The organism is Algoriphagus chordae (genome assembly GCF_003254055.1).
Taxonomy (GTDB): Bacteria; Bacteroidota; Bacteroidia; order Cytophagales; family Cyclobacteriaceae; genus Algoriphagus; species Algoriphagus chordae.
In genome coordinates this window covers 130,204-155,055 of the sequence record NZ_QKZT01000001.1, presented here as the reverse complement: position 1 = coordinate 155,055, position 24,852 = coordinate 130,204, and the positions used below count along the sequence as shown (strand labels likewise).

The following is a 24,852-nucleotide window of genomic DNA, read 5'->3' as shown; positions in this document are numbered from 1 at the left end:
CAATTAGGCTGATCATTTACAATAACTTACATGTGGATAAAACGGGGATAAGCCGTGGGTAACACATATTATTGTTTATTAGAAACGTGGAGAAGAATAATTTGACTTCTTTTCCACAAATCCACAGTCCTAATAACCTTAGTAAAGAATTTTTTTAAAAATCTATTTTACAATTAATATAAAAAGAGAGCGTGGATAACTCTTTGTAATGCTCTGGTATTTTGGTAATATTATAGGTAACCCAAAATAGAACCTCATGGAGCCGACCAGACTTTTTGATTTAATTCCTTACCAAATTGCTACGTTCGACAAGGAAATAGCTTTGTCCAAAAAAGAGAATGGAAAATGGAAATCCTTTTCTTCTAGAGATGTAAAAGAAATCGCAGATAATTTGAGTTTGGCATTTCTCAAAGTCGGAGTTTTACCTGGAGAGAAAGTTGCAATCATTTCGCATAATTGCCCAGAATGGAATTTTATAGATTTAGCCTTACAGCAGATTGGAGCTATTTCGGTTCCTATGTATCCAACGATCACTTCTGCTGATTACGAATATATTTTTGAGCATGCAGAAGTCAAAATGATTTTTGTGGGTGATGAAATAATCCATGAGAAAGCAAAAGCTGCTGCAGGAGATCGATTGATCTACAGTTTTGAAAAATTAAAAGGTGCAATCTTTTGGGAAGATTTTCTAGCAATAGGCGTCAATGAAGATATTCTGGGCTTAGAGTATGCTAAAGAACAGGTTAAAGCCAGCGATCTATTTACCATTATATACACTTCTGGTACCACAGGTCGCCCAAAAGGGGTCATGCTTACCCATGCTAATGTGCTTTCAAACCTTATGGCTATTGCTAATATAATGACTCCTGATCAAGGCAGCTCTAGGGTTTTAAGTTTTCTTCCGCTTTGTCATATTTATGAACGCACAGGATTTTTCTGCTTTTTCTACATAGGATTCTCGATTTACTATGCGGAGAATATGGATACCATTGGTGAGAACATGAAGGAGGTCAAGCCTCATGCATTCAATACTGTTCCTAGATTGCTTGAGAAGATCTATGATAAAATTGTGGCAAAGGGTTACGAATTGAAAGGAATAAAAAAATCTCTTTTCTTTTGGGCTTTGGATCTAGGATTGAAATATAATCCTAATACAAGTGCGGGAGCTTGGTACGATTTTCAACTCAAATTAGCCAATAAACTTATTTTCAGTAAATGGAGAGAAGCGCTGGGAGGAGAAGTGCAGCAGATTAACTCTGGTGCATCAGCTTTACAGCCACGATTGGCTCGGGTATTTTGGGCTGCAGGGATTAAAGTTTGTGAGGGATATGGGCTTACGGAGACTTCTCCGGTAGTTTCAGCCTCAATTTGCACCTTAGAAGATATGCGTATTGGATATGTAGGGAAATTAGTTGCAGATGTGGAAGTGAAAATTGCTTCAGATGGCGAAATCCTCGTCAAAGGACCTAATGTTATGCAAGGTTATTACAAGCAACCCGAACTGACCGCAGAGGTACTTCAAAATGGCTGGTTCCACACAGGTGACATCGGACAGATGGACGGCGAGTACCTTAAAATCACAGATCGAAAAAAGGAGATGTTCAAAACTTCTGGCGGCAAATACATCGCACCTCAGGTAATGGAAAATAAATTCAAAGAGTCAAGCTTAATCGATCAGCTTTTAGTGGTCGGAGAAAATAGGAATTATACGAGTGCGGTAATTGTACCGAGTTTCGAAGGTTTGAAAGATTATTGTCAGCATAAGGGAATTCCTTATACATCAGATGCTGAAATGATCGAGAAACCTGAGATAGTAGATAAATTCAATCGAGAAATTGAAGGATTGAATAAGTTTTTTGGAAAATGGGAGCAAATCAAACGTTTTAAACTTTTGGAAAACTCTTGGACGATAGAATCAGGGGAATTAACTCCTACGATGAAATTGAAGAGAAAAATCATTCATCAGAAATTTGCGGAGCAGATAGATAATCTTTACAAAGATTAGATCAAGTTCAGCTCGCAACTACAAATCACCTACTCATTGGTTTTTGGAAGGTACCTTCTAGGTATTATTTATGATGCATGCATAACTTTTTTTCAATATAGTATGCATGCATACAATATTTTTTGTACCTTAGAAATCAATATAATTGAAGCAATCCGTAGAGATGAAGAGAGAAGAAACAGTTGATTACCATATAAAAAGTGCTTGGCATGCGATCTCTCGGATGTACAATCAGCAAGCCGCTGCAGAAGGATTTACCACTGCAATTGGCTTTGTGTTGATCAACATCAATACTAAAGAGGGAACGCCAGCGACTAAGATTGCTCCTCAGATTGGTCTGGAGACTAGAAGTCTTACCCGTATGTTGAAGACGATGGAGGAAAAGGGATTGATTTTCAAAAAGCCTGATCTGGTAGATAAGCGATCCGTTCGGATTTACCTTACTGAGGAAGGAAAAAGAATAAAAGCGATTTCAATCAATACCATCAGAGAATTTAACGAGCAAGTACGCGAAGTTGTGAGTGAAGAAGATCTAAATGGCTTTTTTAGCGTATTTGAAAAGATACAGTTGGTAATCGATCAGGTGCAAACTGATAAAGGAGTAGATATCAACAAACCAATATTCGAATTATAAACCAATAACCGCCACTAGGTTAATAAAGACCAAAAGCCCAAAATTATGAACAGAACCATTAAAAAAGTTGCCGTTTTAGGTTCGGGAGTTATGGGATCCAGAATTGCCTGTCATTTCGCCAATATAGGCGTACAGGTACTTTTACTGGATATAGTACCTTTTGAACTCACAGAGCAAGAACAGAAAAAAGGACTGACCAAGGAAGATCCTATAGTCAGAAACCGAATAGTAACAGGTGCCCTACAAAGTACACTGAAGTCAAATCCTTCAGCTATTTATGATAAAGCATTTGCCTCTAGAATTACCACTGGAAATTTCGATGATGATCTACCGAAAATCAAAGATTACGATTGGGTAATTGAGGTAATAGTAGAAAGATTAGACATCAAGCAGTCGCTTTTTGAAAAGGTAGAAAACCACCGTAAGCCAGGTACGCTGATCACTTCCAATACTTCTGGAATTCCGATGCACATGATGTGCGAGGGAAGATCTGAAGATTTTCAGGAGAATTTTGTAGGCACGCACTTTTTCAATCCGCCAAGATATTTGAGGCTTTTGGAGATAATTCCTGGGCCTAAAACTAAGCCTGAGATCGTGGAATTCATGATGGAATACGGTGATAAATTCCTAGGAAAAGAAACCGTGCTTTGTAAGGATACTCCAGCGTTTATTGCCAATAGAATTGGTGTTTACGCTATTATCTCTGCGATGCATGCCATAGAAAAAATGGGCTTTGGAGTATCTGAAGTAGATAAATTAACAGGAACATTAATAGGAAGAGCCAAATCAGCTACGTTCAGAACAATGGATGTGGTTGGCTTGGATACTACTGTGAACGTAGCGAATAACCTTTACAAAGCTTTACCGAATGACGAGTCTCGGGAGAAATTTAAGCTTCCAAAAATTGTCGAGGTACTTTATAACAATAAATGGTTTGGAGATAAGACAGGTCAGGGTTACTTCAAAATGATCCGTCATGAAGATGGCAGAAAAGAGCTGAAGGAAATTGATTTTGAAACTTTCGAATATAAGGACGTAGAGAAGCCGAAGTTTAAGGCTTTAGAAGCTGCCAAGGAATTTGAAGACCTAAGAAAGCGAATCAAATTCTTAGTGAATTTTGATGATCGAGCTGGTGAGTTTTACCGCGCTTCTTTTTATGATTTGTTCAGATACTGTTCAAATCGTATTCCTGAGATTTCAGACGAGTTATATAGAATCGATCAGGCTGTTTCGGCTGGTTTCGGTTGGGAACTTGGACCTTTCGAGACTTGGGATGTACTTGGTGTCAAAGAAACCGTGGACAAAATGGAAGCAGCTGGTGAGAAGCCTGCCGCTTGGGTTTATGAGATGCTTGAAGCTGGAAATGATTCATTCTACAAAGTTGAAAATGGTAAGAAGCACTATTACGATATCCCAAGCAAATCCTACCTAGAGATTCCAGGCTTAGAAGAATTCATCATTTTGGATACGCTGAAAGCTGCTGGAAAGAAAATCTGGGATAATGCTGGAGCCTCTGTCTATGATCTAGGCGATGATGTGATCGGCTTGGAATTCCACACCAAAATGAATTCCATGGGTCAAGAAGTGATCGAAGGAATCAATACTGCGATCGGTATGGCTGAGAAGTCACATAAAGGACTCGTGATCGGAAATGAAGGAGCGAATTTCTCCGCAGGAGCGAATCTTGCGATGCTCTTTATGTTCGCAGGCGATCAGGATTTTGATGAGATTAATTTGATGATTGCACAGTTCCAGAACACGATGATGAGAGCTCGTTTTTCATCAGTTCCTGTGGTAGTTGCTCCACATAATATGGCTTTGGGTGGCGGATGTGAGCTTTCGCTCCACTCTGATCACGTTCAGGCACATGCGGAATTGTACATGGGACTAGTGGAAGTTGGAGTTGGTTTGATACCAGCTGGTGGTGGTACCAAGGAGATGACCTTGAGATTTTCCAATAGTGTAAACGCCGGGGATGTAGAGCTGAATCAGCTGCAAGAATACTTCATGAATATCGCCATGGCTAAGGTTTCCACTTCTGCTGAAGAAGCTAGAAATCTTGGTTACTTGAGAAAATCAGATGGAATCACGCTGAATAGAAAGCGTCAATTAGCGGAAGCAAAATCAAAGGTGCTTTCCATGCATGAAGCTGGATACACTCAGCCAATAGAGCAGACAAATATCAAAGTATTGGGTAAAGAGTCGCTAGCACTTTTTGATGCGGGAATTACTGGAATGCAATATGGTGCCTACATCTCAGAGCATGATGCGAAGATTGCTAGAAAATTAGCTTGGGTGATGTCAGGTGGTGATTTGTCTTCACCTACAGAAGTTTCGGAGCGATACCTACTGGATTTGGAAAGAGAAGCTTTCCTAAGTCTTACTGGTGAACAGAAGACGCTGGAGAGAATACATAGCATATTGTTCAAAGGAAAACCGTTGAGAAATTAGTAGCAAGAATGAAGAACCAAGAGACAAGATTTAAGAACCAAGATTTAACCTAAAATTAATTGTCATGCATAATTTTAAGAATTTAAAAGTTTGGCAAAAGTCAGTAGATCTGGCAGTTAAAATATATCAGATTACTTCTGAATTTCCAGCTTCAGAGAAGTTTGGAATGACTTCTCAGATGCGTAGAGCAGGTGTTTCTATTCCTTCAAATATTGCTGAAGGAACAGCAAAATCTTCTTCAAAATCCTTTTCTAATTCACTTGAAATCAGTTTAGGTGAAAGCTTTGAATTAGAAACACAAATGATCATTGCAGAAAGAGTAAGTCTCATTTCAAATGAAATTGCTCAGGATTTAGAAGCTGATATTTCTGAAATACAAAGGATGATAGTTGGCTTTAAAGCAACGCTTACTTCTTAACCTCTTGACTCTAATATCTTGATTCTAGGATCTCGTTTCATCCCAAATAACTAATAAAATATAACAATAATGGAAGCATATATAGTAAATGGATATAGATCAGCGGTAGGGAAAGCCAAAAAAGGTGGCTTTAGATTTTATCGCCCGGATGATCTAGCTGCAGATGTGATCAAGCATTTGGTAGCAAATACCCCAGGTTTGGAAGCCAAAATGGTGGATGACTTGATCGTAGGAAATGCTGTTCCGGAGGCGGAACAAGGAATGCAAATGGGCAGAATGATTTCTCTCCTTGCTTTAGGAGTTGAAAACCCAGGATTTATAGTGAATCGCTACTGCGGTTCGGGGATCGAAGCTATTGCTTTGGCAGTAGGAAAAGTGAAAGCTGGAATGGCGGATTGCATCATTGCTGGTGGGACAGAATCCATGTCCATGGTTCCGATGATGGGCTACAAAACAGTTTTGAATTATAAAATAGCCACCGAGCATCCTTCCTATTACATCTCTATGGGATTGACTGCTGAGGAATTGGCTAAGGAATACGGCATCACTCGAGAAGAATCAGATGCTTTTTCTGTCAAATCTCATGAGAAAGCCATAGCTGCTATAGCGGCTGGAAAATTCAAAGATGAGATCGTACCAGTAGAAGTGGAAGAGACTTATCTCGATGAAAAAGGTAAAAAGAAAACCAGAAAATATGTAGTTGATACCGATGAGGGACCTCGTCCAGGAACTACAATGGAGGTGCTGTCAAAATTGAAACCAGCATTCAAAAATGGTGGACAAGTCACTGCGGGTAATTCATCCCAAACTTCCGATGGAGCGGCTTTCGTGGTAGTAATGTCTGAGCGAATGGTGAAGGAACTGAACCTAGATCCAATTGCTAGAATGATGTCTTACAGTGCTGCTGGAGTTGATCCTAGAATCATGGGTATTGGCCCTAAACTGGCCGTCCCAAAAGCACTGAAGCAGGCAGGATTAACCTTGAATGACATTGATTTGATAGAGCTGAATGAAGCATTTGCTGCGCAAGGTCTATCAGTTATGAAAGCACTGGAAATGAATCCAGATATTGTCAACGTAAATGGTGGAGCAGTAGCCCTTGGTCACCCGCTGGGATGTACTGGTGCTAAACTTTCCATTCAAATGTTCAATGAGCTTCGTCGCCAGAATAAAAAGTATGGACTTGTCACTGCCTGCGTTGGTGGTGGTCAGGGCGTAGCGGGAGTGTATGAATTGCTTAAATAGGAATTTCGGCGTACTTCATCATTCAAAATTCAGCATTCGACATTCGATATTCTGAATTCTTGAAATTTTAAGATCCAATGATGAACGTCGAATTTTGAATAATGAAGAAAATAAGCTGATAATAACAATAGAATCATGGCCACAAAATCAACCCAAGGAGGAGAATTCCTCATCAAGGAAACAGATGCTCAAGACATCTTTATCCCAGCAGAATTTACCGAAGAACAACGAATGATGGCTCAGGCCTGTCAGGATTTTATCGATACGGAGATTACACCTCATGTGCAAGAAATTGATAGCATGAAAGACCCTGAGCTTGTTCCAACCATTTTCAAAAAAGCCGGAGATCTTGGCCTTTTGGGAATCACTGTTCCTGAAGAATATGGAGGGATGGGTATGAGTTTCAATACGTCCATGCTCATCGCAGATATCATCGGTGCTGCTGGTTCTTTCTCTACTACCTATGGTGCTCATACAGGTATTGGTACGCTTCCAATTTTGTACTATGGCACAGAAGACCAGAAGAAAAAATACCTTCCAAAGCTTGCTACTGGTGAATGGGCGGCATGTTATTGTCTGACTGAACCAGATGCAGGATCGGATGCCAATAGTGGGAAAACGAAAGCGACTCTTTCTGAAGATGGAAAAACCTACCTTTTGAATGGTCAGAAAATGTGGATCTCAAATGCAGGATTCGCAGATTTGTTCATCGTTTTTGCCAAAATCGAAGATGATAAAAACTTGACTTGTTTTATCGTAGAGAAGTCTTTTGGCGGAATCACTATGAACGAGGAAGAGAAAAAGATGGGAATCAAAGGCTCATCTACTCGTCAGGTTTTCTTTAACGATTGCCCCGTGCCAGTGGAGAATATGCTTTCGGATCGGCAGAATGGATTCAAAATCGCCGTTAATATCCTAAACATCGGTAGAGTAAAACTAGGTGCTGGAGTTCTTGGTGGAGTACGTACCGTAACCTCATATGCTGTTAATTATGCCAATGAGCGTAAACAATTTGGTGTAAGCATCAGCAGCTTTGGAGCGATCAAGTCCAAACTTGCTGAGATGGCAACCAAATCTTACGCTGCAGAGGCATTGTGCTACAGAGCTGGTCAGGATATTGAAAATAAAATCAATGCACTGGAAGCTGATGGAATGGATGCTACAGAAGCCAAACTGAAAGGTGTAGAAGCATTCGCTATCGAGTGTGCTATTGCAAAAGTACAGTGTTCTGAAGTGTTAGATTACGTAGTTGATCAAGGAGTTCAGATCTACGGAGGTATGGGCTACTCAGCCGATGCGCCGATGGAGCGTGCCTATCGTGATGCCAGGATATCTAGAATCTATGAGGGCACGAATGAAATCAATCGCATGCTGATGGTTGGAATGCTATTGAAACGTGCGATGAAAGGTGAGATCAATATCTTCGATCCTGCAATGGCGGTATCCAAAGAACTGATTTCTGTGCCATCATTTGAAACAATTGATACCTCTGAGCTTTTTGCAGCGGAAAAAGAAGTGCTGAAAAAATTGAAGAAGGTTTTCTTGATGGTAGGTGGCAAAGCTGCCATGACGCTTCAGGATAAGATCGAAGATGAGCAGGAAATCATGATGAATCTTGCTGATGTGATGATTGAGATTTACGCGAGTGAGTCAGCGATTTTGCGTACAGAGAAGCTTGTTTCTATGAAAGGAAAAGAAGCTTGCAAGAATCAAATTGCGATGGCTCAGATTTATCTTTCGGAGGCAGTTGACAAGATCAACGTTTCTGCAAAAGAAGCAATTGGTAGTTTTACCAAAGGCGACGAGCAAAAAGTGATGCTGATGGGATTGAAGAGATTTACCAAATCAGAATTATACAATACAAAAGAGTTGAGAAGACAAATCGCTGATTATATGATTGATCAGGGAAAGTATCCATTTTAATGTTGTGATAGATTGAGTACCAAAGCCTCCGAAATGAAAGAGTTCGGAGGCTTTTTTTGATTTTTACCACAAAGAAGGCTAAGGGGAATCCGAAGGTTACAACTTAATTTACCTACTTACTTTTCGGTTTAGATGTAGGGGCTATTTTAGTTAACTTGTGAGCTTTTAAAGAACAAAATTTTTATTCATGACGAAACACAAAATGCACCACAGTATAGCCCCATTTAATTTTATTGGAATTGCAGTTAGATCTTCAAATACTTCTGGAAATGCTGCAGAAGAATTGGGAGCACTATGGGCAAGGTTTTTTACAGAGCAGATTGGGGAAAAAATAGCTGGAAAAGTAAGTGATGATATTTACTCAATCTATACAGATTATGAGTCAGACTACAGAGGGGAGTATACTTGTCTGATTGGTTATCAGGTAGATAGTTTAGAAAAAGTGTCTGAAGGATTAGTTGCTAGAGAATTCTCTGGAGGGAAGTATACCAAGTTTGTAGCTAAGGGAAATATGCCTGAAGCAATCGTCACAACTTGGCAGGAAATCTGGGCTAAAGACGCAGATTTGGGTAGAAAATATACAGCAGATTTTGAAGTTTATGGCCCCAAATCCCAGCAGGGGGATAATTCTGAAGTTGATATTTTTATTGCAGTGAATTGAAAGTTGTAGTCATATAATCTCTAGAAAAATAAATTGCTAGCGAGATTGGGAGTTGCGGAATTCACCCTACCTTAACGATATTCAGTTACACCATTTCTCCTATGAACTATGGCTAAACAACCAGAAGGTAAACCTAAGAATGATAAATCGGCGGCTACCAAAACACTAAAAGAAAAGCGAGCTGAAAAGGCCGCTAAAAGAGAAAGTAAGAAAAACAGTTAACCTTAGTAGAATAAACAGGAGCCTAAATCTCCTGTTTTTTTTATTACTATTTGATAGCAAAAAGAACAGTAGTTTATGTGTGTGAATGAAGATTATTTTAACTTGAAAGTTTTCAAACAATTTTTATAAACTATGCCAACAGAGCAGTCTGATCAAGTCAGTTTAAAAGAAGCCATTTCTATCGGAATTGGCGGTATGGTGGGAGGAGGAATTTTTGCAGTGCTTGGCCTTGCCGTTTCCTTGGCCAAAGGCGGAACACCAGTTGCTTTCTTGATTGCTGGTATTTTGGCCTTAGTTACCTCTTACAGCTACGTGAAACTCTCTTTGGCTTTTCCAGATCGTGGTGGAACAGTCAAATTCATAAACGAGGGCTTTGGAAAGACGATTTTCAGTGGAGGAATCAATAACCTGCTGTGGATAAGTTACATCATCATGCTGTCACTTTACGCTTCTGCTTTTGGCTCTTATGCACCAAACTTATACGAACTGACTGGTAGCAAGCAGCTAGATTTTCACATTTACGCTAGCTCCGTCGTGATCTTCGCTACGGCAATAAATTATTATAGCATAAAGGTGGTTGGGGCAATAGAATCCTATGCAGTCATCATTAAGCTAATTATACTGTTGGGTTTTGTTGGAGTTGGAGCTTATGGTTTGATTGGGAATGAGAACCTGGCTCAGTTTTCCTTTTCCAATTGGGAAAGTCCCGTACAATTGCTGACTGGAGGAATGGTGATTTTTGTAGCTTATGAAGGCTTTGAATTGATAGCCAATGCTGCACCTGATATTAAAGATCCAGAGAAAAATATTCCTAAAGCATACTACTATTCGGTGATTTTCGTGATTCTACTTTACATCATTATCGCTATTGTCACGGTCGGTTCACTGCCTTTTGGGGAAATAGCCAAAGCCGAGGATTATGTCTTGGCAGAAGCTGCTAAGCCTATGCTTGGGCAAATAGGTTTTACAATCATTACTATTGCGGCCTTGATTTCTACTTTTTCAGCAATCAATGCATCTCTATATGGAGGAAGTCGTGTCAGCTTTGAAATCGCTGAAGACGATGAACTTCCACATGAGCTCACCAGTCAGTTTTGGAATCAACCGATTGGTTTGATGATCACCGCTGTTTTGACTCTTCTTATCACGAACACCCTAGATTTAGAAAGCATTTCCATTGCTGGGAGCATCGGTTTTCTATTGATTTTTGCTATGGTAAATCTGGTAGGATTCAAGCGCTCAGCAGATGTAAAAAGCAAAAAATCAATTACTCTAATTGGTGCAATTCTGTGTGGAGTAGCTACGGTGGTGTTGATAATCCAACAGTTTGCCACCAATATGCTGGGCGTGTTGATAGCACTTGGGATAATAAGCTCTTGCTTTTTGATAGAGTGGATTTACAAGAAAACGGAGAAATATAATTCGAAAAAAGACAGTTAATTATCTTTTCCTATTCACTGAGGAATAGATTTTTTGTCCACAGTTTTTAGTCTATATTTGAAACAATTGCACGGGGTGCCTTACTATTGGTGAGGCTGAGAAAATACCCGAATTACCTGATTTGGATCATGCCAACGTAGGGATGCTTGAGCTAGAAAACGCCTTTGTTTTCTCTTGGTTGTCTGACCGCAGGAAATGCAGTTAACATTTTTGCAACCTAAAAATCCCTATGGAACTCGAGAAAAAGCATTTCGAATTATTACCTGAGGCACAGAAGAACTGGCAAAATCGTCCTGAATGGTTTTTCAACCGTGCCCACACCGACACCTATGAACTTTGGTATGAAGGAAGATACAAGCGCGCCGAAGTATGGCAAAAGAAAGTCATGGAGCAGTTGGTGTCCAAAGACAAAAGAGTAAAATCACTTTTGGAATTTGGCTGTGGCACGACTCGATTTACGCGTTGGTGGAAGGAAATTGGCATCAAAGCAACTGGAGGTGATATTTCACCACTGATGCTTTCCCAAGCAGTCCATCTGTTTGATGGTGACTTGGTCATGGCGGATTCGCACCACATGCCATTTAAGGATCATACGTTCGATTCCTTGGCCTTCATCACTACATTTGAATATTACAAAGATCCTGTGAAAGTGATTCGGGAATCTGCTCGAGTGGCCAAATACGGCATTGCGATGGGAATGATGAATCGCAATTCTCCGAAGGTACTTCGACGAAGAGTTCAGCAGGTTTTTGGTAAAAATCCCTTCTATGTCACTGCTACTTTTTATACTCCAGCGATGCTCATCAAGATCATAGAAGAAGCGCTAGAAGGAAGAGATTACACGATTGAGTGGTCGTGTACAGGTCTTCCAAAGTGGTTTCCTGTACAGCAATGGAGTGTTCCTTATGGAGACTTTTTCGGATTATATGTCAAATTGAATGACGTGGACTGATGGCTGATATCGGCAAAATCAATCATGAAGGATACCAAAAACTGCTATCTGGAAAACTGGGTGCTTCTCGAAAAGAGGTGAAGCAAGGGCCAGCATTTGGAGTGGACGTTTCAATAACTTCACTTCCTGGAGGTTTGGCGATGGCGGCTACGAGCGATCCACTTTCATTGATACCTTCCTTGGGTTTGCAGGAATCTGCCTGGCTGAGTGTGCACCTGATGGCAAACGATATGGCAACGACCGGCTTTGCTCCGCAATATGCCCAGTTTGTGTTGAATCTGCCGGAGACGCTCTCTAATGCCGATTTCAGTACTTATTGGGCACATATTGATCGATATTGTAAAGAAATCGGTATTGCTATTACAGGAGGCCATACGGGATTTGTAAAGGGACAAAATTCGACTTTCGCTGGTGGCGGAACCTTGATCACCATTGCAAAGGAATCCGAGATGATTTGTTCTACCGGAGCGAAGGAAGGAGATGTGATTTTGGTGACAAAGACTTGCGCTTTGACCGCAACTGCGATTTTGGGAATGAGTTTTCCTGAAACGGTCAAGCAAAAGCTTGGGAAGGACATTTACCTATCAGCTTGCGAGCAATTTTACCAAACTTCCTCACTTAGTGATGCATTATTAGCAGCTGGTGTGGATGAAAAATTCACGGAAATCCATGCTATGCATGACGTCACTGAAGGTGGCGTGTTAGGAGCTATTTATGAAATGCTTGTTGCATCCGACAAAGGAGGAATGATCCATGATGATTTGATTCCTATTGGAAATACAGCTACTGCCATTTCAGCTTTGTTTGGTCTTGATCCTCGCTACTGCGTTGGCGCAGGTTCTATGATCATTGCTTGTGATCAGAGAAAATCTGCAGAGGTGATCAAGAGACTAGATGAGGAAGATATTCTCTGCACTGAAGTGGGTAGAGTAACTGAAAGTATTTCTGGGATTCAAATCCAAAAGTCTGGGACTAGCTCTCCCCTAGTGTATCAAGAAACTGATCCCTATTGGGCGGCTTATTTTAATTCATTAAAAGCTGGATGGAAATGAAGGAAAAAGCGAAAATTAACTCTGGAATATACTTGGTTATCGATCCTTCCATGGAAGAAAGTCAGCTTTTAGAATCCTTGGAAAAGGCTATTTCAGCAAAGCCATGTGCACTTCAGATTTGGGACAATTTTCCCTGCCACGATCAAGTGGCATCTCTGATCTGTAAAATTAAACTGATCTGTAGCCGCTCAGAAATTCCTATTATAATGAATAACCATCCTGAATGGGCCGAACTGTTTGGTCTGGATGGAGTGCATTTTGATGAATTACCTTCAGATTATGTTACATCTTTTCCCAAGCTAAAGAAGCAGGGAAAACTCATTGGAGTCACCACAAACAATGAATATGGGCTGATTCAAAATTCTATTCTAGCAGATGTTGACTATCTCTCATTCTGTTCCATGTTCCCATCATCCACTGCCACTAGTTGTGATTTGGTAGACTTTGAAATAGTCAGACAAACAAGAATGAGTACCTCAATCCCAATATTCCTGGCCGGCGGGATCTCTACGGAAAGTATCGCTCAGCTGCAATCTCTAGATTTTGACGGCATCGCTGTCGTATCTGGCGTGATGAGTGCTGCTGATCCTGCTAAAGCCATAACGAAGTATCAACAATTACTAACCGACCTAAAAAAATGAAATCGAGCATGACCCAACTGTCAAAAGATGGGATGATTATTTCCCATGCACGATTCCATGTGGTAGCTAACAAAAAATCATAAACACATGAAATTAGAAACTATAGAAAAACTGTGTTGTCCTTTTGATAAGGATGATCTAGAGTTGAAAATTATCCTGAAAGATGAGAAAGAGAATATCCTTGAAGGCTGGCTGACTTGCGCCACATGTACTCGGCTTTATCCAATCATAAAAGGTATTCCTATCATGAATCCGGATGAGTATAGAGAAGCTCATCTAGAACAACCAGTACTTGATAGATGGCAAAATCACTTGGAAGGCAAGGAAATCAAGGACTTTAAGCTATTAGATAACTCATCTATTGTCTAAGCAGTCTGAAAAGCTGTACAAACGGTTCGATTATTAAATTCTATTAATTTAGCTTGTGTCTAAATTAATGGAATTGCATTTTGAATATGAAAAAGAGGGTTAAGAATACAATTTTATGGATTAAGTCAAAAGTTTTGTTGATTGCTCCAGGCGAAAATGCCATGAAAGGAGCCGCTCGGGGTTTGATTTATCTGACCATATTTTTGGCCCTTTTATATTCGTTTTTATACGCTTTTGAAATAGGCGATCCTTATTATTTAATTTTTGGGATTTTGAACATTATTGCCTTGGCATTAGCCGCAGTTCTAGGCGTATGGATAATCAAACTCCTCTATCAGATACCAAGACCCTATAAATTTGCCTTGTTTATGTGTCTGCCACTTCTGGCAATGATACTGTTCTTTCAATTGGAGCTGGCGGCAGGATTAGCGATACTATTTTCAATACTTGGCGCTGTATATTTCGTTTTTTTCAGATCTAGTTTCTTCCGACTGTCAATTCCCAAAAAAATTGTCGCTGCACTTGGTCTATTGCTAGGACTTCTGGGCTTGGGAGCTTCGATATACTATTATTCGCTGAGCGGATTGGATGTAGATCCGATTGCAAATGCAGCCTTATTATCCAGCAAAAATATAAGTCCAATTGCAGGCAACTCGCCCGCAAAACCTGGTAGCTATGCTGTTAAAACTCTTACTTATGGGAGTGGAAAGGATAAGCACAGGGCAGAGTTTGAAAAGCAGGTGACGTACAACTTTCTAACAGATTCTGTTAATGGAGTAGCCTTTCTAGATAATTGGAAAGGTTTTTCAGGTTGGTGGAGAGAAAAATATTGGGGCTTTGATGATAAGTCCTTACCCATTAATGGGCGCGTATGGTATCCAGAAGGACTTGGACCATTTCCTCTAGTGCTCGTCGTTCATGGCAACCATAGTATGCAGGATTATTCTGATACTGGTTACGATTACCTAGGTGAATTGCTCGCGTCCAAAGGGATGATTTTGGTATCTGTTGATGAGAACTTTATAAATTATTCTTGGACAGATATATTCAAGGGCTTAGCAAAAGAAAACGATGCTAGAGGCTGGTTGCTTTTGGAACATCTCAAGCTTTGGCATAATTGGAATGCGAAGATTGACCATCCTTTTTATGATAGAATAGATACGACAAAGATTGCATTGATTGGTCATTCACGTGGCGGAGAAGCCGTAGCTCATGCTGCCATGCTCAATGAGATGGATTATTATCCTGATGATGCCAGTGTCGAGTTAGGCTATCATTTCAACATCGAGTCGATCGTCGCAATAGCTCCTGTGGATGGGCAATATCAAGCAGGAAATACCAAAACTGCACTCAAGGACATCAACTATTTTGCGATCCATGGAGCTCAGGATGCGGATGTGACTTCTTTTGCGGGCTCTATGCAATTTGAGCGAATTAGTTTTCAGGATACTAGTTATCATTTCAAATCAGGACTTTATGTCTATGGAGCCAACCATGGGCAATTCAATACTTCCTGGGGGAATAATGATAGCGGAAATCCATTCGTGGGCCTTTTAAATCTTAAGCAGCAGCTAGATGAATCAAGTCAACAAGAAATTGCCAAGGTTTACATTTCAGCTTTCCTTGAAGCTACTTTATTGGACAAAAAGGAATATTTACCACTTTTTTTAGATGCTAGAAAAGGGAAGAACTGGTTGCCTGAAACTATTTACCTAAACCAATTTGAGGATTCCAATCTTAAGGCTCTCGCAAACTTTGATGAGGATTTCAATGTAAGTACGGTATCTATAGATTCTGGCCGAATACAGTCCAAAAATTTAACAGTATGGAAGGAGTCTGAAATTCAGTTGAAATGGGGTAAAAAAGGCTCTCGTGCTGCATTTTTAGGATGGGATTATGAGCTTGAGGATAGTTTGAAAGATGAAAAAGCGAAAGCTTATGTATCTGATTCTTTGATTGCCAGTTACAGTTTGAAATTTGATCCGACTGTATTTTCCCTTGATTCCACCAGCCTGTTACAATTCTCTATGGCAGAATCAAGGGAAGACACTAAGCCCAAATCTTCTGGAAAATGGATTAACAACAAAAAGGAAGATAACAATGCCAACAGCCAAGAAGCTGAGCAGAACACTTCAACTGATGAACCTGATAAAGAAGAAACAGAACCTGAAGAAAAGATCGCAGAGAAACCCTTGGACTTCAGTATACATTTGACCGATTCAGCTGGCCAATCCATCGAATTTCTATTGAGCGAATTCTCCGCTTTGCAGCGCGAAATCGACGTGACTATCTGGAAATCTGATTTTTTAAAGGGTGAATCAGAATCTGAACATGTCTTCCAGACCTTCTCCTACAATTTGGGCGAACTAGCCAAACTCAACCCAGACTTTCTCCTGGATCAATTAGAAACCATAGCCTTTGTCTTCGATCAAAGTGCCTCAGGAGTGGTTATCGTTGATAATATTGGGTTTAGCAGGGAATTCTATAAATAGGCAGATCGTGTTTTAGGTTGAGCAAGTCAAAGTAATTATTCAAAAGATCTATAAGGCTAAACTTAATCCTTTTTCACGGTTGTAGTATCTGGGTTTGTAACTGGAGTACTTGTTGGGAAAAAGCCTTTCAATAACTTCTTCGCTTCGTCTACAGCTTTATCTTTGGCTACATCCACCTGTTTTTCAAGTTCCTTTTTGGCACTATCCTGAGCTACAACGGACTTAGCTTTAAGCACCTGCTTCATGCTATCCTGTGATGCATTGAATTGTTCTGTGGCTTGAGTCTGTAGACCAGTAGCCTCGCCGCTTACTCTTGCTTTTAGCGCATTGGTAAGTAAAGACTCTATACTATTTCCGCCAGCCAAGGATATTTTTGGCGAGTTATAGGTTCCCGAGAGATTCAATGCCAATGGAATGGTGGAGTTTTCATCCATCGCCGTTCCAGTGATGCTAGCCAATAGAGAATTTGCCTGAGAGCCAAACTTGCCCGCGGGAATCAGCATATTTACTAGGTAATTTATAGAGCCGTCAAAACCGGCTGTTCCCTGTACCTTGGCTTGATAATCCCATAGTTTCACATCAAATGGCTTCACGTCCATAATTCCATCATTGATAGTAATGGGAATGGAAATGTTTTTCATCTGAAGCGTATTGACGTCCTTAAGCTTAGTCAGACTGGTGATTCCTTCCAATATTTTGCTGTCTTTCAGGGCAGTTTCCAGCACTTTTAGCACACCTTCTCCATCCAAACTGGATAATAACGGCATCATATTCTGACCCAATTTTCCTGAGAAATTAAGATTGGAGTTGAATTTGCCAGTCAGGTTTTGAGCAATCGGTGCAAAAGCCTTTACAGTATTGAAAGATTTGAAGGCTTCTGCGATGCTGAGCTCAGCGATATTCAAATTGAATTTAAATGCTGGCGCGGTGAGGTCTCTTGGGTCGTAATTTCCTGACAAGCCGATAGTGCCACCCATGGTTTTCATGGAAGCATCCGTAAAGCTCAGAACCCCATCATTCAAAGTCATATTACCTTTTACATCCTTGAGATTCAAATTATCATATAGCACTTCATTTGCCACCACAGTCATGTTGAAATCTATATTCTTTGGAAGCTCAATGACAGAAAGCTCGCTACTTGTAGTGTCAGCAGATGCCTCTTCACTCATCCACTCATTGACATTGAATCGATTACTTTTCATAGCCAGTTGGCCTTTCAGCGTACCATTTTCACCCAAGAAATAATCCATGTAATTGGAAAGTGAGCCCGTAGCTTGAAGTGGACTTTCACCAATTTTGGAATCGAATTCCGTCAGATTAATACGATCTGGGGTAAATTCGGCGATGGCTTTATTGATCTGAATTCCCTGAGGCACATCTGTAGAACTGTAGTTGAAATTGCTGACATCCATGGTCCCACGAGTTTCCAGCTGATTATACTTCTTGGCTTCTAGGGCAGCGTAAGAACCCTTAGTATTGATATCAGCTTGAATACGACCTTCCATGCTCATGTCGTCCATTGGGAAAATCGCCAGAATCTTCTTCAGATCTACTCCACCTTTGATCTCACCATCCCATATCAACTTGTCGAAATCACGGATTTTCATGTTTCCATTGATTGCTTCACCTTCAAGTTCAAAACCAAAACGATTCAGGTCAACAAGGAAATCCGTCATACTTCCGCTCGGGTTTTGGATAGAGGCATTGAGGTTAAGTTTCTCGATCGGCGCGGGATAATCAGTACTTTTCACATAGCCATTTGCCAAAAGTAGCTTGGCATTGATTGCAGGAATTATACCTGCTACAGAATCATATTTACCTTTTGCGGTGGCATCTACATCCAGATTTCCTTTCAAAGCAATACCCTCAATCGGGAAAATAGATGTCAATTCTTCCAGGTTTAGTTTGCCTTTCAAAGCCGCATCAATGGTATAGCTTACCAAATCTGATAAATACAGTTTCCCAGAAATCGGGTTGCTACCAAAGTCCAGATTGAAAGCTGGAATGGAGACAGAAGTATTGTCAATATTGTCCGTCTCATTTTTAACCTGAAGATCAAGGTTTACGTTTTTCACAGGCCTTGGCAAATCAGGATATTGGAACATTCCATCTGCCACTTTTAGTGAAATATCAAAAGCTGGAATTTTCTCTTCATTGTAAACTCCTTTGATTTTCCCAGAGAAATCCATCGTCCCAGATGTTTTCAAGTTGGAAAAACTATCAGAGTAAATACCTGGAACCAAGGATAATAGACTTTTGAATTCATTGTCAACACCTTCAATTACGATATCCATTTCTATATCATCACCAGGCATGGCGAGATATCCGCTTAGTCCAAAGAGGAAATCATTCAACTGGAAATTGCTTTCTCCCAGCGTGAATTTCATTTTATCCAAATCAATGTTCAGCAGGGTTTCACCTTTGAAAGTTTTATTGGAGATGTAGCTGACGTCCTCATAACTAATATCTGCAATTAGCGCTTCTATCTCAATCGGGAGATCATAGACATCAGCTGTAAATTCCCCAGCTCCTTTGGCATTGATCGCGCCCAAAGCCATGAAATAATTGAGTTGTCTGTCGTCGTAGACTACATTCAAATTGCTGATTTGCATCTCGTCCACTCCTATCTTGAAATTATTTTCGGTAGATTCTGCCGCAACTTCCTCTGTAGGGAAAGTAATGTCATAATTGGCTGTACCATCCTCCAGGACTTTGATGTAAAGATTCCCACCGTTCAAATGCACTCCAGTAAGTGTAGGATAGTCATCGAAAAGCACTGATTTAAGATTAAAATCAATGGCGAGCTCTTGTAGTGTAACTAGGGTGTCATTCTCAAATGGAGCATTTCCTACCATATCAAAATCCTTAATTCTGGCAGAGACATTCGGGAATCTTCGGAAGAGACTTAAGCTAACATTGTCAATGTCGTAAATCACCTTTGCATTCACTGATTGGGCAATTTCTCGGTCGATTCGAGCAACGATTTTGTCTTTAAATAGGAAAGGGACAGCTACTGCTGCAACTATCAGAAATATAAATACACCTAGAATAATGATCAGTGTCTTCTTCATATATGGGTTTGATTAAACAAATGGATGATTTTGCCAGAATCAGATTCATTCTGAACAGGCTTTTAGATACGTAGGAGGTAGCCTTTTGAGTCTAATTAATAACAAGATTTAAGCCGTCTTGTTTTCTAGATGCACCTAGGATTGGAATACTGTTTGATTTATTTTAATACTTAGATAAACCCATTCAATGAAAAGCTATGAATAAGGACCTTCAAGTTCCAGAAAATTATCAGGCAGTAATGCCCTATTTGATTCTTAAGGATGCAGCCGCTTTTATCAAATTTGCTGAGGAAGTTTTCGATGCAAAAGTAGCCTTGAAAGAAATGCGTGACGAAAACAGAATCATGCATGCGGAAATCAAAATCGGCGATAGCACGGTGATGGTAGCTGAGACTACTGCTGATTATGAACCTCAAAACGCAGGACTTTTTGTGTACGTCAAAGATGCTGATGCAGCTTTTGAACTTGCCTTGGACCTGGGGTCCGAGATGGTTCTTGAAGTTTCAAATCAGACCTATGGCCGAAGTGGCGGGATAAAGGACCCATTCGGGAATACCTGGTGGATTACATCTGCAATTTAAGATCCCGGGAATGAAATTCCCTTCACTCTTCTGTAGAGATTCAGCGCATATTTATCTGTCATTCCAGAGATAAAATCGATCAGTGATCGTAGCAATGGGTACGGGTTGACTTCCGCGCCCCAACCTTTCATAGGAAAGTCTTCAGGTAATAGCCTCAAGATACTTTTGTCCTGACCAGAGAAGTTTTCAGTATCGTAAAACTGGTGATAAAGAGCTTTTGAGAAGACCTCCAATAATCCCTCTAGTACTTGAAATCCGGCAGCTTCCTTTTCTAAAACGACCTGTGAACGATAGATTTTTTGAACGGAAACATCGGTGATTTTCTGCAGTGCTTTAGCAGAAGGAATGATGTCGGTCAATGCTTTATCAAAATTCCCTTTGCACATACTTTCCTCATACTTGGCGAATACTTCTACACATTCACTGATCAACTCACCAATGGCTAAAGCACGTAAGGCACCCAAATTCTGAGCTACTGTTCGGGGTTCTTTAAGTTTTTTCGGATCAAACTTATCTTTCAGAATCGGTGCAAGAAGCTTCACTGTTTCTTCAAAACTCACCAAACCCAGTGTGCATCCATCTTCCAGATCGATGATACTGTAGCAAATATCATCTGCGGCTTCCACTAGGAATGCCAGAGGATGTCGATACCAACATTCTGGACTGGATTTCTCCATTCCAAGTACAGCTCCCATTTGCTCAAAATCAGCCAGTTGGTTTATAAAAAAGCCATATTTCTTTTGACTTCTACGGGCAATGTCCCGCTGTGCAATCATGCTTGGTCGAGGGTATTTAGAAAAGGCTGCTAAAGTCGCATAGGTAAGTTTCAGTCCAAATTGCTTAGAAACTAGCATTCTGAATCCTTGAGCATTGCCTTCGAAATTGTGCAAATCAGCCAATTGCTCTGTACGAACATGAGATTCCCAGCATTTTCCCGAAGGGTGAAATTTGAAAAAATCTGAAATTGCTTCTTCTCCAGCATGTCCAAAGGGAGGATTTCCAATATCATGTGTCAAAGCTGCAGCAGCCACAATTGCACCGATTTCAAATGGTGTAATGGCAGTTTTACTCAATTGAGGGTACTTTTCCAAAAGCATTTCCCCAGCTGCTTTGCCTAGCGATCTACCCACACTGGATACTTCTAAGCTGTGGGTCAGCCGAGTATGCACAAATGCCTGTTCAGGCAAAGGAAATACCTGTGTTTTATCCTGAAGGTTTCGAAAAGGTGATGAAAAAATGATCCGATCATAATCTACTTCAAACTCACTTCGAACCACTTGCGTTGGTATAAATCCCGGCTTGTCCCCAAATCTGCCTCGGGATAAAAGGCGTTCCCATTTCATCATCCCCAAAAATAAGAAGCTCTTCAGACATTAGGTTACTATTTGTCATTTTTGACTTGGCATAGTCATTGGCTTATACCTATTACTAAACCAAACTCTATTAGCATGAAAAATATATTTTCTTATCTCATGGTAGCAGGCCTAGCCGTTTTGGCAATGGCCTGTAGCTCCGACGGTGATACCCCAAGCTCAGGCGCCTCACGTGTTAATTTTTATCTAGTGGATGCGCCGGCTTCCTATGATGAAGTTTGGATTGAAGTACTGGCGCTGCGGGTCAAAGTAGATGAGGATGGGGTAGATGATGATTTGAATGATGATGAATCTTCTTGGGTAGAGATTGTATATAATGAAAGCCAACCTATTAATCTTTTGGCTTTGACTGGTGGAAATAGAGCCTTGATAGGTTCTGAAGACTTCCCTAATGGTGAAATCGATCAGATCAGATTGATTCTTGGCGAAGACAATTATGTAATTAAAAATGGGGTACGTCATGATATGAAAACACCAAGTGCTCAGCAGAGTGGCTTGAAAATAAAGGTAGATGAAGATATCCAAGCTGGAATGTCTTATGATTTGATCATCGATTTTGATGCTGCGAAGTCTATTGTAGAGGCTGGGAATTCTGGACAAATTATTCTTAAACCAGTATTGAGGGCTTATTTGGATGAGGTTTCTACTGGGATTATGGGGCAAGTTCTTCCTTCTGAAGCGGGACCTATTCAAGTGACTGTTTTCGATGGTGAGGATACTATGAATACTTTCGCTGATGCAAACGGAAATTATACTATCACTGGACTTGATGATGGTATTTATACACTGACATTTACCCCTAATGATCTTTTTAGTATTCTAGTACTAGAAGGAATTGCTGTAGAAAATGGAAAAGTCACAAAGGTGGATTCTCAAATATTACTTCAGAATTAATAAGTTAAAGACCAGTTGCTGCTGGTCTTTTTTGGTTCTAGCCTATCTAGAATCATCGTTTTGAAAAGATTTGGCTAAATTTGTTCTGTGAAAAAACTGCATTTATTTCTACTTCCTATTGTCTGTCTGCTATGCTTCGCTTCCTGTGAAGATACAGATTCCAGTCCTAGAGGACTTCTCAACTTGATCTTAGTGGATAGTCCAGCGCATTGGGATTCGGTATTTGTCGAAATCAATGGGGTAAACGTAGAGGTATTGGCTGAGGGTAGAGACACTCAAAGTCAGACTTTTTTCTTCGAATACAAAAATGGGGATAAGCGGATTAAAGTGAGTGACTTGGTTGCAGGAAATGCGCTGCTTTTGGGTAGAAATGAACTTCCAGTAGGCCAGGTCATCAAGACTACCATTCTTTTGGGCGATAATCATTCCATGTATTTGGATGAAAAAGAATATCCTTTGCCCTTGGAGGATGATGCTAGTTTTGAAATGGTTTTAGAAAGTCCTTTGGAAATTGAAAATGGATTTTCATATGATATATTATTAGATATTGACTTAGAAAAATCTATAATTCAGACTTCAGAATCCCCACTTTCGTACGAACTTAACCCCTTTTTTACCCTAATAAAAGGAGCTGGGACAGTTGATATAAGTGGTGTGTTGGAACCGATTAGTCTATATCCTGCCATTTATCTAAGTACGGATCAAGATACTCTCACTACACATACTGATGAATCTGGCAATTATTATTTTCGAGTTCCGCCAGGCTCTTACAGGATTTATTTCGATCCTAAAGATGAGCAATACGAGGACATTTCTTTCACGTTAGACATGACTATTAGTACAGATAGCGTCTTGGAGGATGTTACTTTTCAGCTGAAACCTTAATGGCTAAGGATCTTTTATACATGCAGAGGGCACTTGAGCTCGCGGAGTTTGGCCGAGGAAAAGTAAGCCCAAATCCTATGGTGGGGTGTGTGATCGTGTATGAGGATAAGGTTATCGGAGAAGGTTATCATCAGGAATACGGTAAAGCGCACGCTGAGGTGAATGCTATTAATTCAGTCTTAAATCCTGACTTGCTTGCAGAATCGACAGTTTATGTGACGCTGGAGCCCTGCGCTCACTTTGGCAAAACACCTCCTTGCGCGAATCTCCTGGTGGAGAAAAAGGTAAAGAAAGTGGTGATTGCTACTTTCGATTCCAATCCTCTGGTAGGTGGAAAAGGCATTCAGATTTTAAAAGAGGCTGGTATTGAGGTTGAAACTGGCGTTTTGGAGAAACAGGCTCGTATCCAAAACAAACGCTTTTTCACTCAGATCGAAGAGAAACGCCCTTACGTTATTTTGAAATGGGCACAAACGGCTGATGGTTTTGTGGCTAGGGAAGATTTCTCTTCCAAATGGATCACTAATGCTTCCAGCCGCCAACTTGTCCATAAGTGGAGAGCTGAAGAAGATGCTATTATGGTGGGAAAAAATACTGCCAAATATGATGATCCAGCGTTGAATGTAAGAGATTGGGTTGGTAAAAACCCGCTGAGAATTGTAGTGGATAACAAGTTAGAGCTCCCAAATTCACTCAAACTATTTGATGAGGCTGTACCGACTATTTGCTTTAACACGCAGAAATCAGAGTTGAGAGGAACCTTAGAGTTTGTCAAACTGAACTCAGGATTTCTGGTTAAGGATATGTTGGAAGAACTACACAAGCGCCAAATTCAAAGTGTAATTATAGAAGGAGGCAGTTATTTATTGAATAAATTTTTAGCATCCGAACTTTGGGACGAGGCACGGGTGTTTACAAGCAGTAATGAATTTGGATCTGGGATAGCAGCTCCTATTCCCCCTACCCCAGTATCCGAGACCATAGAAATCTTGGAAGATACCTTAAGAATATATCATCATGTCTGATAGTCTATACATTCCAGAATCGGCAACTAAAGCCGAGAAATATGAAGCGATTTTACCACAGATCGAAGCCTTGATCACTGGCGAGCCTGATCTCTATGCGAATCTTGCCAATATCTCAGCGGCTCTGAAAGAAGCGTTTGACTTCTTCTGGGTTGGTTTTTACCTGACCAAAGAGAATCAGTTAGTATTGGGTCCATTTCAAGGTCCAATAGCCTGTACGAGGATTTCTATGGGTAAAGGGGTATGTGGTACAGCATGGCAAGAAGGCAAAACGATGCTTGTTCCAGATGTTGATGCTTTCCCAGGACATATCGCTTGCAGTTCTGCTTCCAGGTCCGAGATCGTAGTTCCAGTTTTCAAAGGTGGACTAGTTGCCATGGTTCTCGATGTGGATTCAGATCAATTGGATGATTTTGACTCAGTAGATCAGGAGAATTTAGAGAAGTTGATGGGGCTGCTGGGTAAGCAGTTGTAATTTCAAATTAGATTAATAGTATCTTAAGGATAAAACCTATCGA

Annotated in this window: 20 protein-coding genes and 1 riboswitch; of the genes, 18 read left to right on the top strand and 2 right to left on the bottom strand. The window is 40.4% G+C overall.

What is annotated here, in order from left to right:
* Positions 1-256: 256 nt before the first annotated feature.
* The 13 genes from LV85_RS00675 to LV85_RS00615 all read left to right on the top strand — a co-directional run bounded on the left by LV85_RS00675 (position 257) and on the right by LV85_RS00615 (position 16,505).
* Positions 257-2,005 (top strand): AMP-dependent synthetase/ligase, encoded by a 1,749-nt coding sequence (locus tag LV85_RS00675; protein WP_111316256.1) that lies wholly within the window; start codon positions 257-259, stop codon positions 2,003-2,005.
* A gap of 163 nt (positions 2,006-2,168) precedes the next feature.
* A complete protein-coding gene (locus tag LV85_RS00670) occupies positions 2,169-2,639 on the top strand; it encodes a MarR family winged helix-turn-helix transcriptional regulator (protein ID WP_111316500.1) in 471 nt (156 codons plus the stop codon).
* Positions 2,640-2,684: 45 nt separating this feature from the next.
* The gene (locus tag LV85_RS00665) at positions 2,685-5,090 is read left to right on the top strand and encodes a 3-hydroxyacyl-CoA dehydrogenase/enoyl-CoA hydratase family protein (RefSeq protein ID WP_111316255.1); all 2,406 of its coding nucleotides are present in this window, start codon (positions 2,685-2,687) and stop codon (positions 5,088-5,090) included.
* Positions 5,091-5,154: 64 nt separating this feature from the next.
* The gene (locus LV85_RS00660) at positions 5,155-5,508 is read left to right on the top strand and encodes a four helix bundle protein (protein WP_111316254.1); all 354 of its coding nucleotides are present in this window, start codon (positions 5,155-5,157) and stop codon (positions 5,506-5,508) included.
* Between the two features lie 69 nt (positions 5,509-5,577).
* Positions 5,578-6,753 (top strand): thiolase family protein, encoded by a 1,176-nt coding sequence (locus tag LV85_RS00655; protein ID WP_111316253.1) that lies wholly within the window; start codon positions 5,578-5,580, stop codon positions 6,751-6,753.
* Positions 6,754-6,888: 135 nt separating this feature from the next.
* A complete protein-coding gene (locus tag LV85_RS00650; RefSeq protein WP_111316252.1) occupies positions 6,889-8,676 on the top strand; it encodes an acyl-CoA dehydrogenase family protein in 1,788 nt (595 codons plus the stop codon).
* A 187-nt stretch (positions 8,677-8,863) separates the two neighbouring features.
* Positions 8,864-9,337 (top strand): GyrI-like domain-containing protein, encoded by a 474-nt coding sequence (locus LV85_RS00645; protein ID WP_211318354.1) that lies wholly within the window; start codon positions 8,864-8,866, stop codon positions 9,335-9,337.
* A 354-nt stretch (positions 9,338-9,691) separates the two neighbouring features.
* A complete protein-coding gene (locus LV85_RS00640) occupies positions 9,692-10,999 on the top strand; it encodes an APC family permease (protein WP_111316250.1) in 1,308 nt (435 codons plus the stop codon).
* 61 nt (positions 11,000-11,060) lie between these two features.
* A riboswitch (TPP riboswitch) is annotated at positions 11,061-11,159 on the top strand.
* Positions 11,160-11,228: 69 nt separating this feature from the next.
* Entirely contained in the window at positions 11,229-11,951 is a 723-nt protein-coding gene (locus LV85_RS00635) for a class I SAM-dependent methyltransferase (protein WP_111316249.1), read from the top strand.
* Positions 11,951-13,003, top strand: coding sequence for an AIR synthase family protein (locus LV85_RS00630; RefSeq protein ID WP_211318353.1), 1,053 nt, complete (start codon positions 11,951-11,953; stop codon positions 13,001-13,003). Before LV85_RS00635 ends, LV85_RS00630 begins: the two co-directional genes overlap by 1 nt.
* Positions 12,994-13,644 carry a thiamine phosphate synthase gene (locus LV85_RS00625; protein WP_111316247.1) on the top strand — a complete coding sequence of 217 codons (651 nt, stop codon included), beginning with the start codon at positions 12,994-12,996 and terminating at the stop codon, positions 13,642-13,644. The genes LV85_RS00630 and LV85_RS00625 overlap by 10 nt, the downstream gene beginning before the upstream one ends.
* Before the next feature lie 87 nt (positions 13,645-13,731).
* Positions 13,732-14,013, top strand: coding sequence for a Trm112 family protein (locus LV85_RS00620; RefSeq protein WP_111316246.1), 282 nt, complete (start codon positions 13,732-13,734; stop codon positions 14,011-14,013).
* 86 nt (positions 14,014-14,099) lie between these two features.
* A complete protein-coding gene (locus LV85_RS00615) occupies positions 14,100-16,505 on the top strand; it encodes an alpha/beta hydrolase family protein (protein WP_111316245.1) in 2,406 nt (801 codons plus the stop codon).
* Positions 16,506-16,567: 62 nt separating this feature from the next.
* On the opposite strand, the gene LV85_RS00610 is transcribed toward LV85_RS00615, so the two are convergent.
* Positions 16,568-19,576, bottom strand: a complete 3,009-nt coding sequence (locus tag LV85_RS00610) for an AsmA-like C-terminal region-containing protein (RefSeq protein ID WP_111316244.1) — start codon at positions 19,574-19,576, stop codon at positions 16,568-16,570.
* Between the two features lie 197 nt (positions 19,577-19,773).
* Here LV85_RS00610 and LV85_RS00605 point away from each other — a divergent pair, with 197 nt between their 5' ends.
* Positions 19,774-20,157: a VOC family protein gene (locus LV85_RS00605; protein ID WP_111316243.1), complete on the top strand. Its 384-nt coding sequence runs from the start codon at positions 19,774-19,776 to the stop codon at positions 20,155-20,157.
* On the opposite strand, the gene dgt is transcribed toward LV85_RS00605, so the two are convergent.
* A complete protein-coding gene (gene dgt / locus LV85_RS00600; protein WP_111316499.1) occupies positions 20,154-21,500 on the bottom strand; it encodes a dGTP triphosphohydrolase in 1,347 nt (448 codons plus the stop codon). The two genes, LV85_RS00605 and dgt, sit on opposite strands and share 4 nt — an antisense overlap.
* Positions 21,501-21,605: 105 nt before the next feature.
* On the opposite strand from dgt, the gene LV85_RS00595 reads away from it, so the two are divergent.
* From LV85_RS00595 to LV85_RS00580, 4 genes are all read left to right on the top strand, one after another.
* A complete protein-coding gene (locus LV85_RS00595) occupies positions 21,606-22,424 on the top strand; it encodes a DUF4382 domain-containing protein (RefSeq protein ID WP_111316242.1) in 819 nt (272 codons plus the stop codon).
* Positions 22,425-22,511: 87 nt separating this feature from the next.
* A complete protein-coding gene (locus tag LV85_RS00590; protein ID WP_158531114.1) occupies positions 22,512-23,309 on the top strand; it encodes a DUF4382 domain-containing protein in 798 nt (265 codons plus the stop codon).
* Positions 23,309-24,334, top strand: coding sequence for a bifunctional diaminohydroxyphosphoribosylaminopyrimidine deaminase/5-amino-6-(5-phosphoribosylamino)uracil reductase RibD (ribD, locus tag LV85_RS00585; RefSeq protein ID WP_245942080.1), 1,026 nt, complete (start codon positions 23,309-23,311; stop codon positions 24,332-24,334). The genes LV85_RS00590 and ribD overlap by 1 nt, the downstream gene beginning before the upstream one ends.
* Positions 24,327-24,809, top strand: a complete 483-nt coding sequence (locus tag LV85_RS00580) for a GAF domain-containing protein (protein WP_111316240.1) — start codon at positions 24,327-24,329, stop codon at positions 24,807-24,809. The genes ribD and LV85_RS00580 overlap by 8 nt, the downstream gene beginning before the upstream one ends.
* Positions 24,810-24,852: the final 43 nt, after the last annotated feature.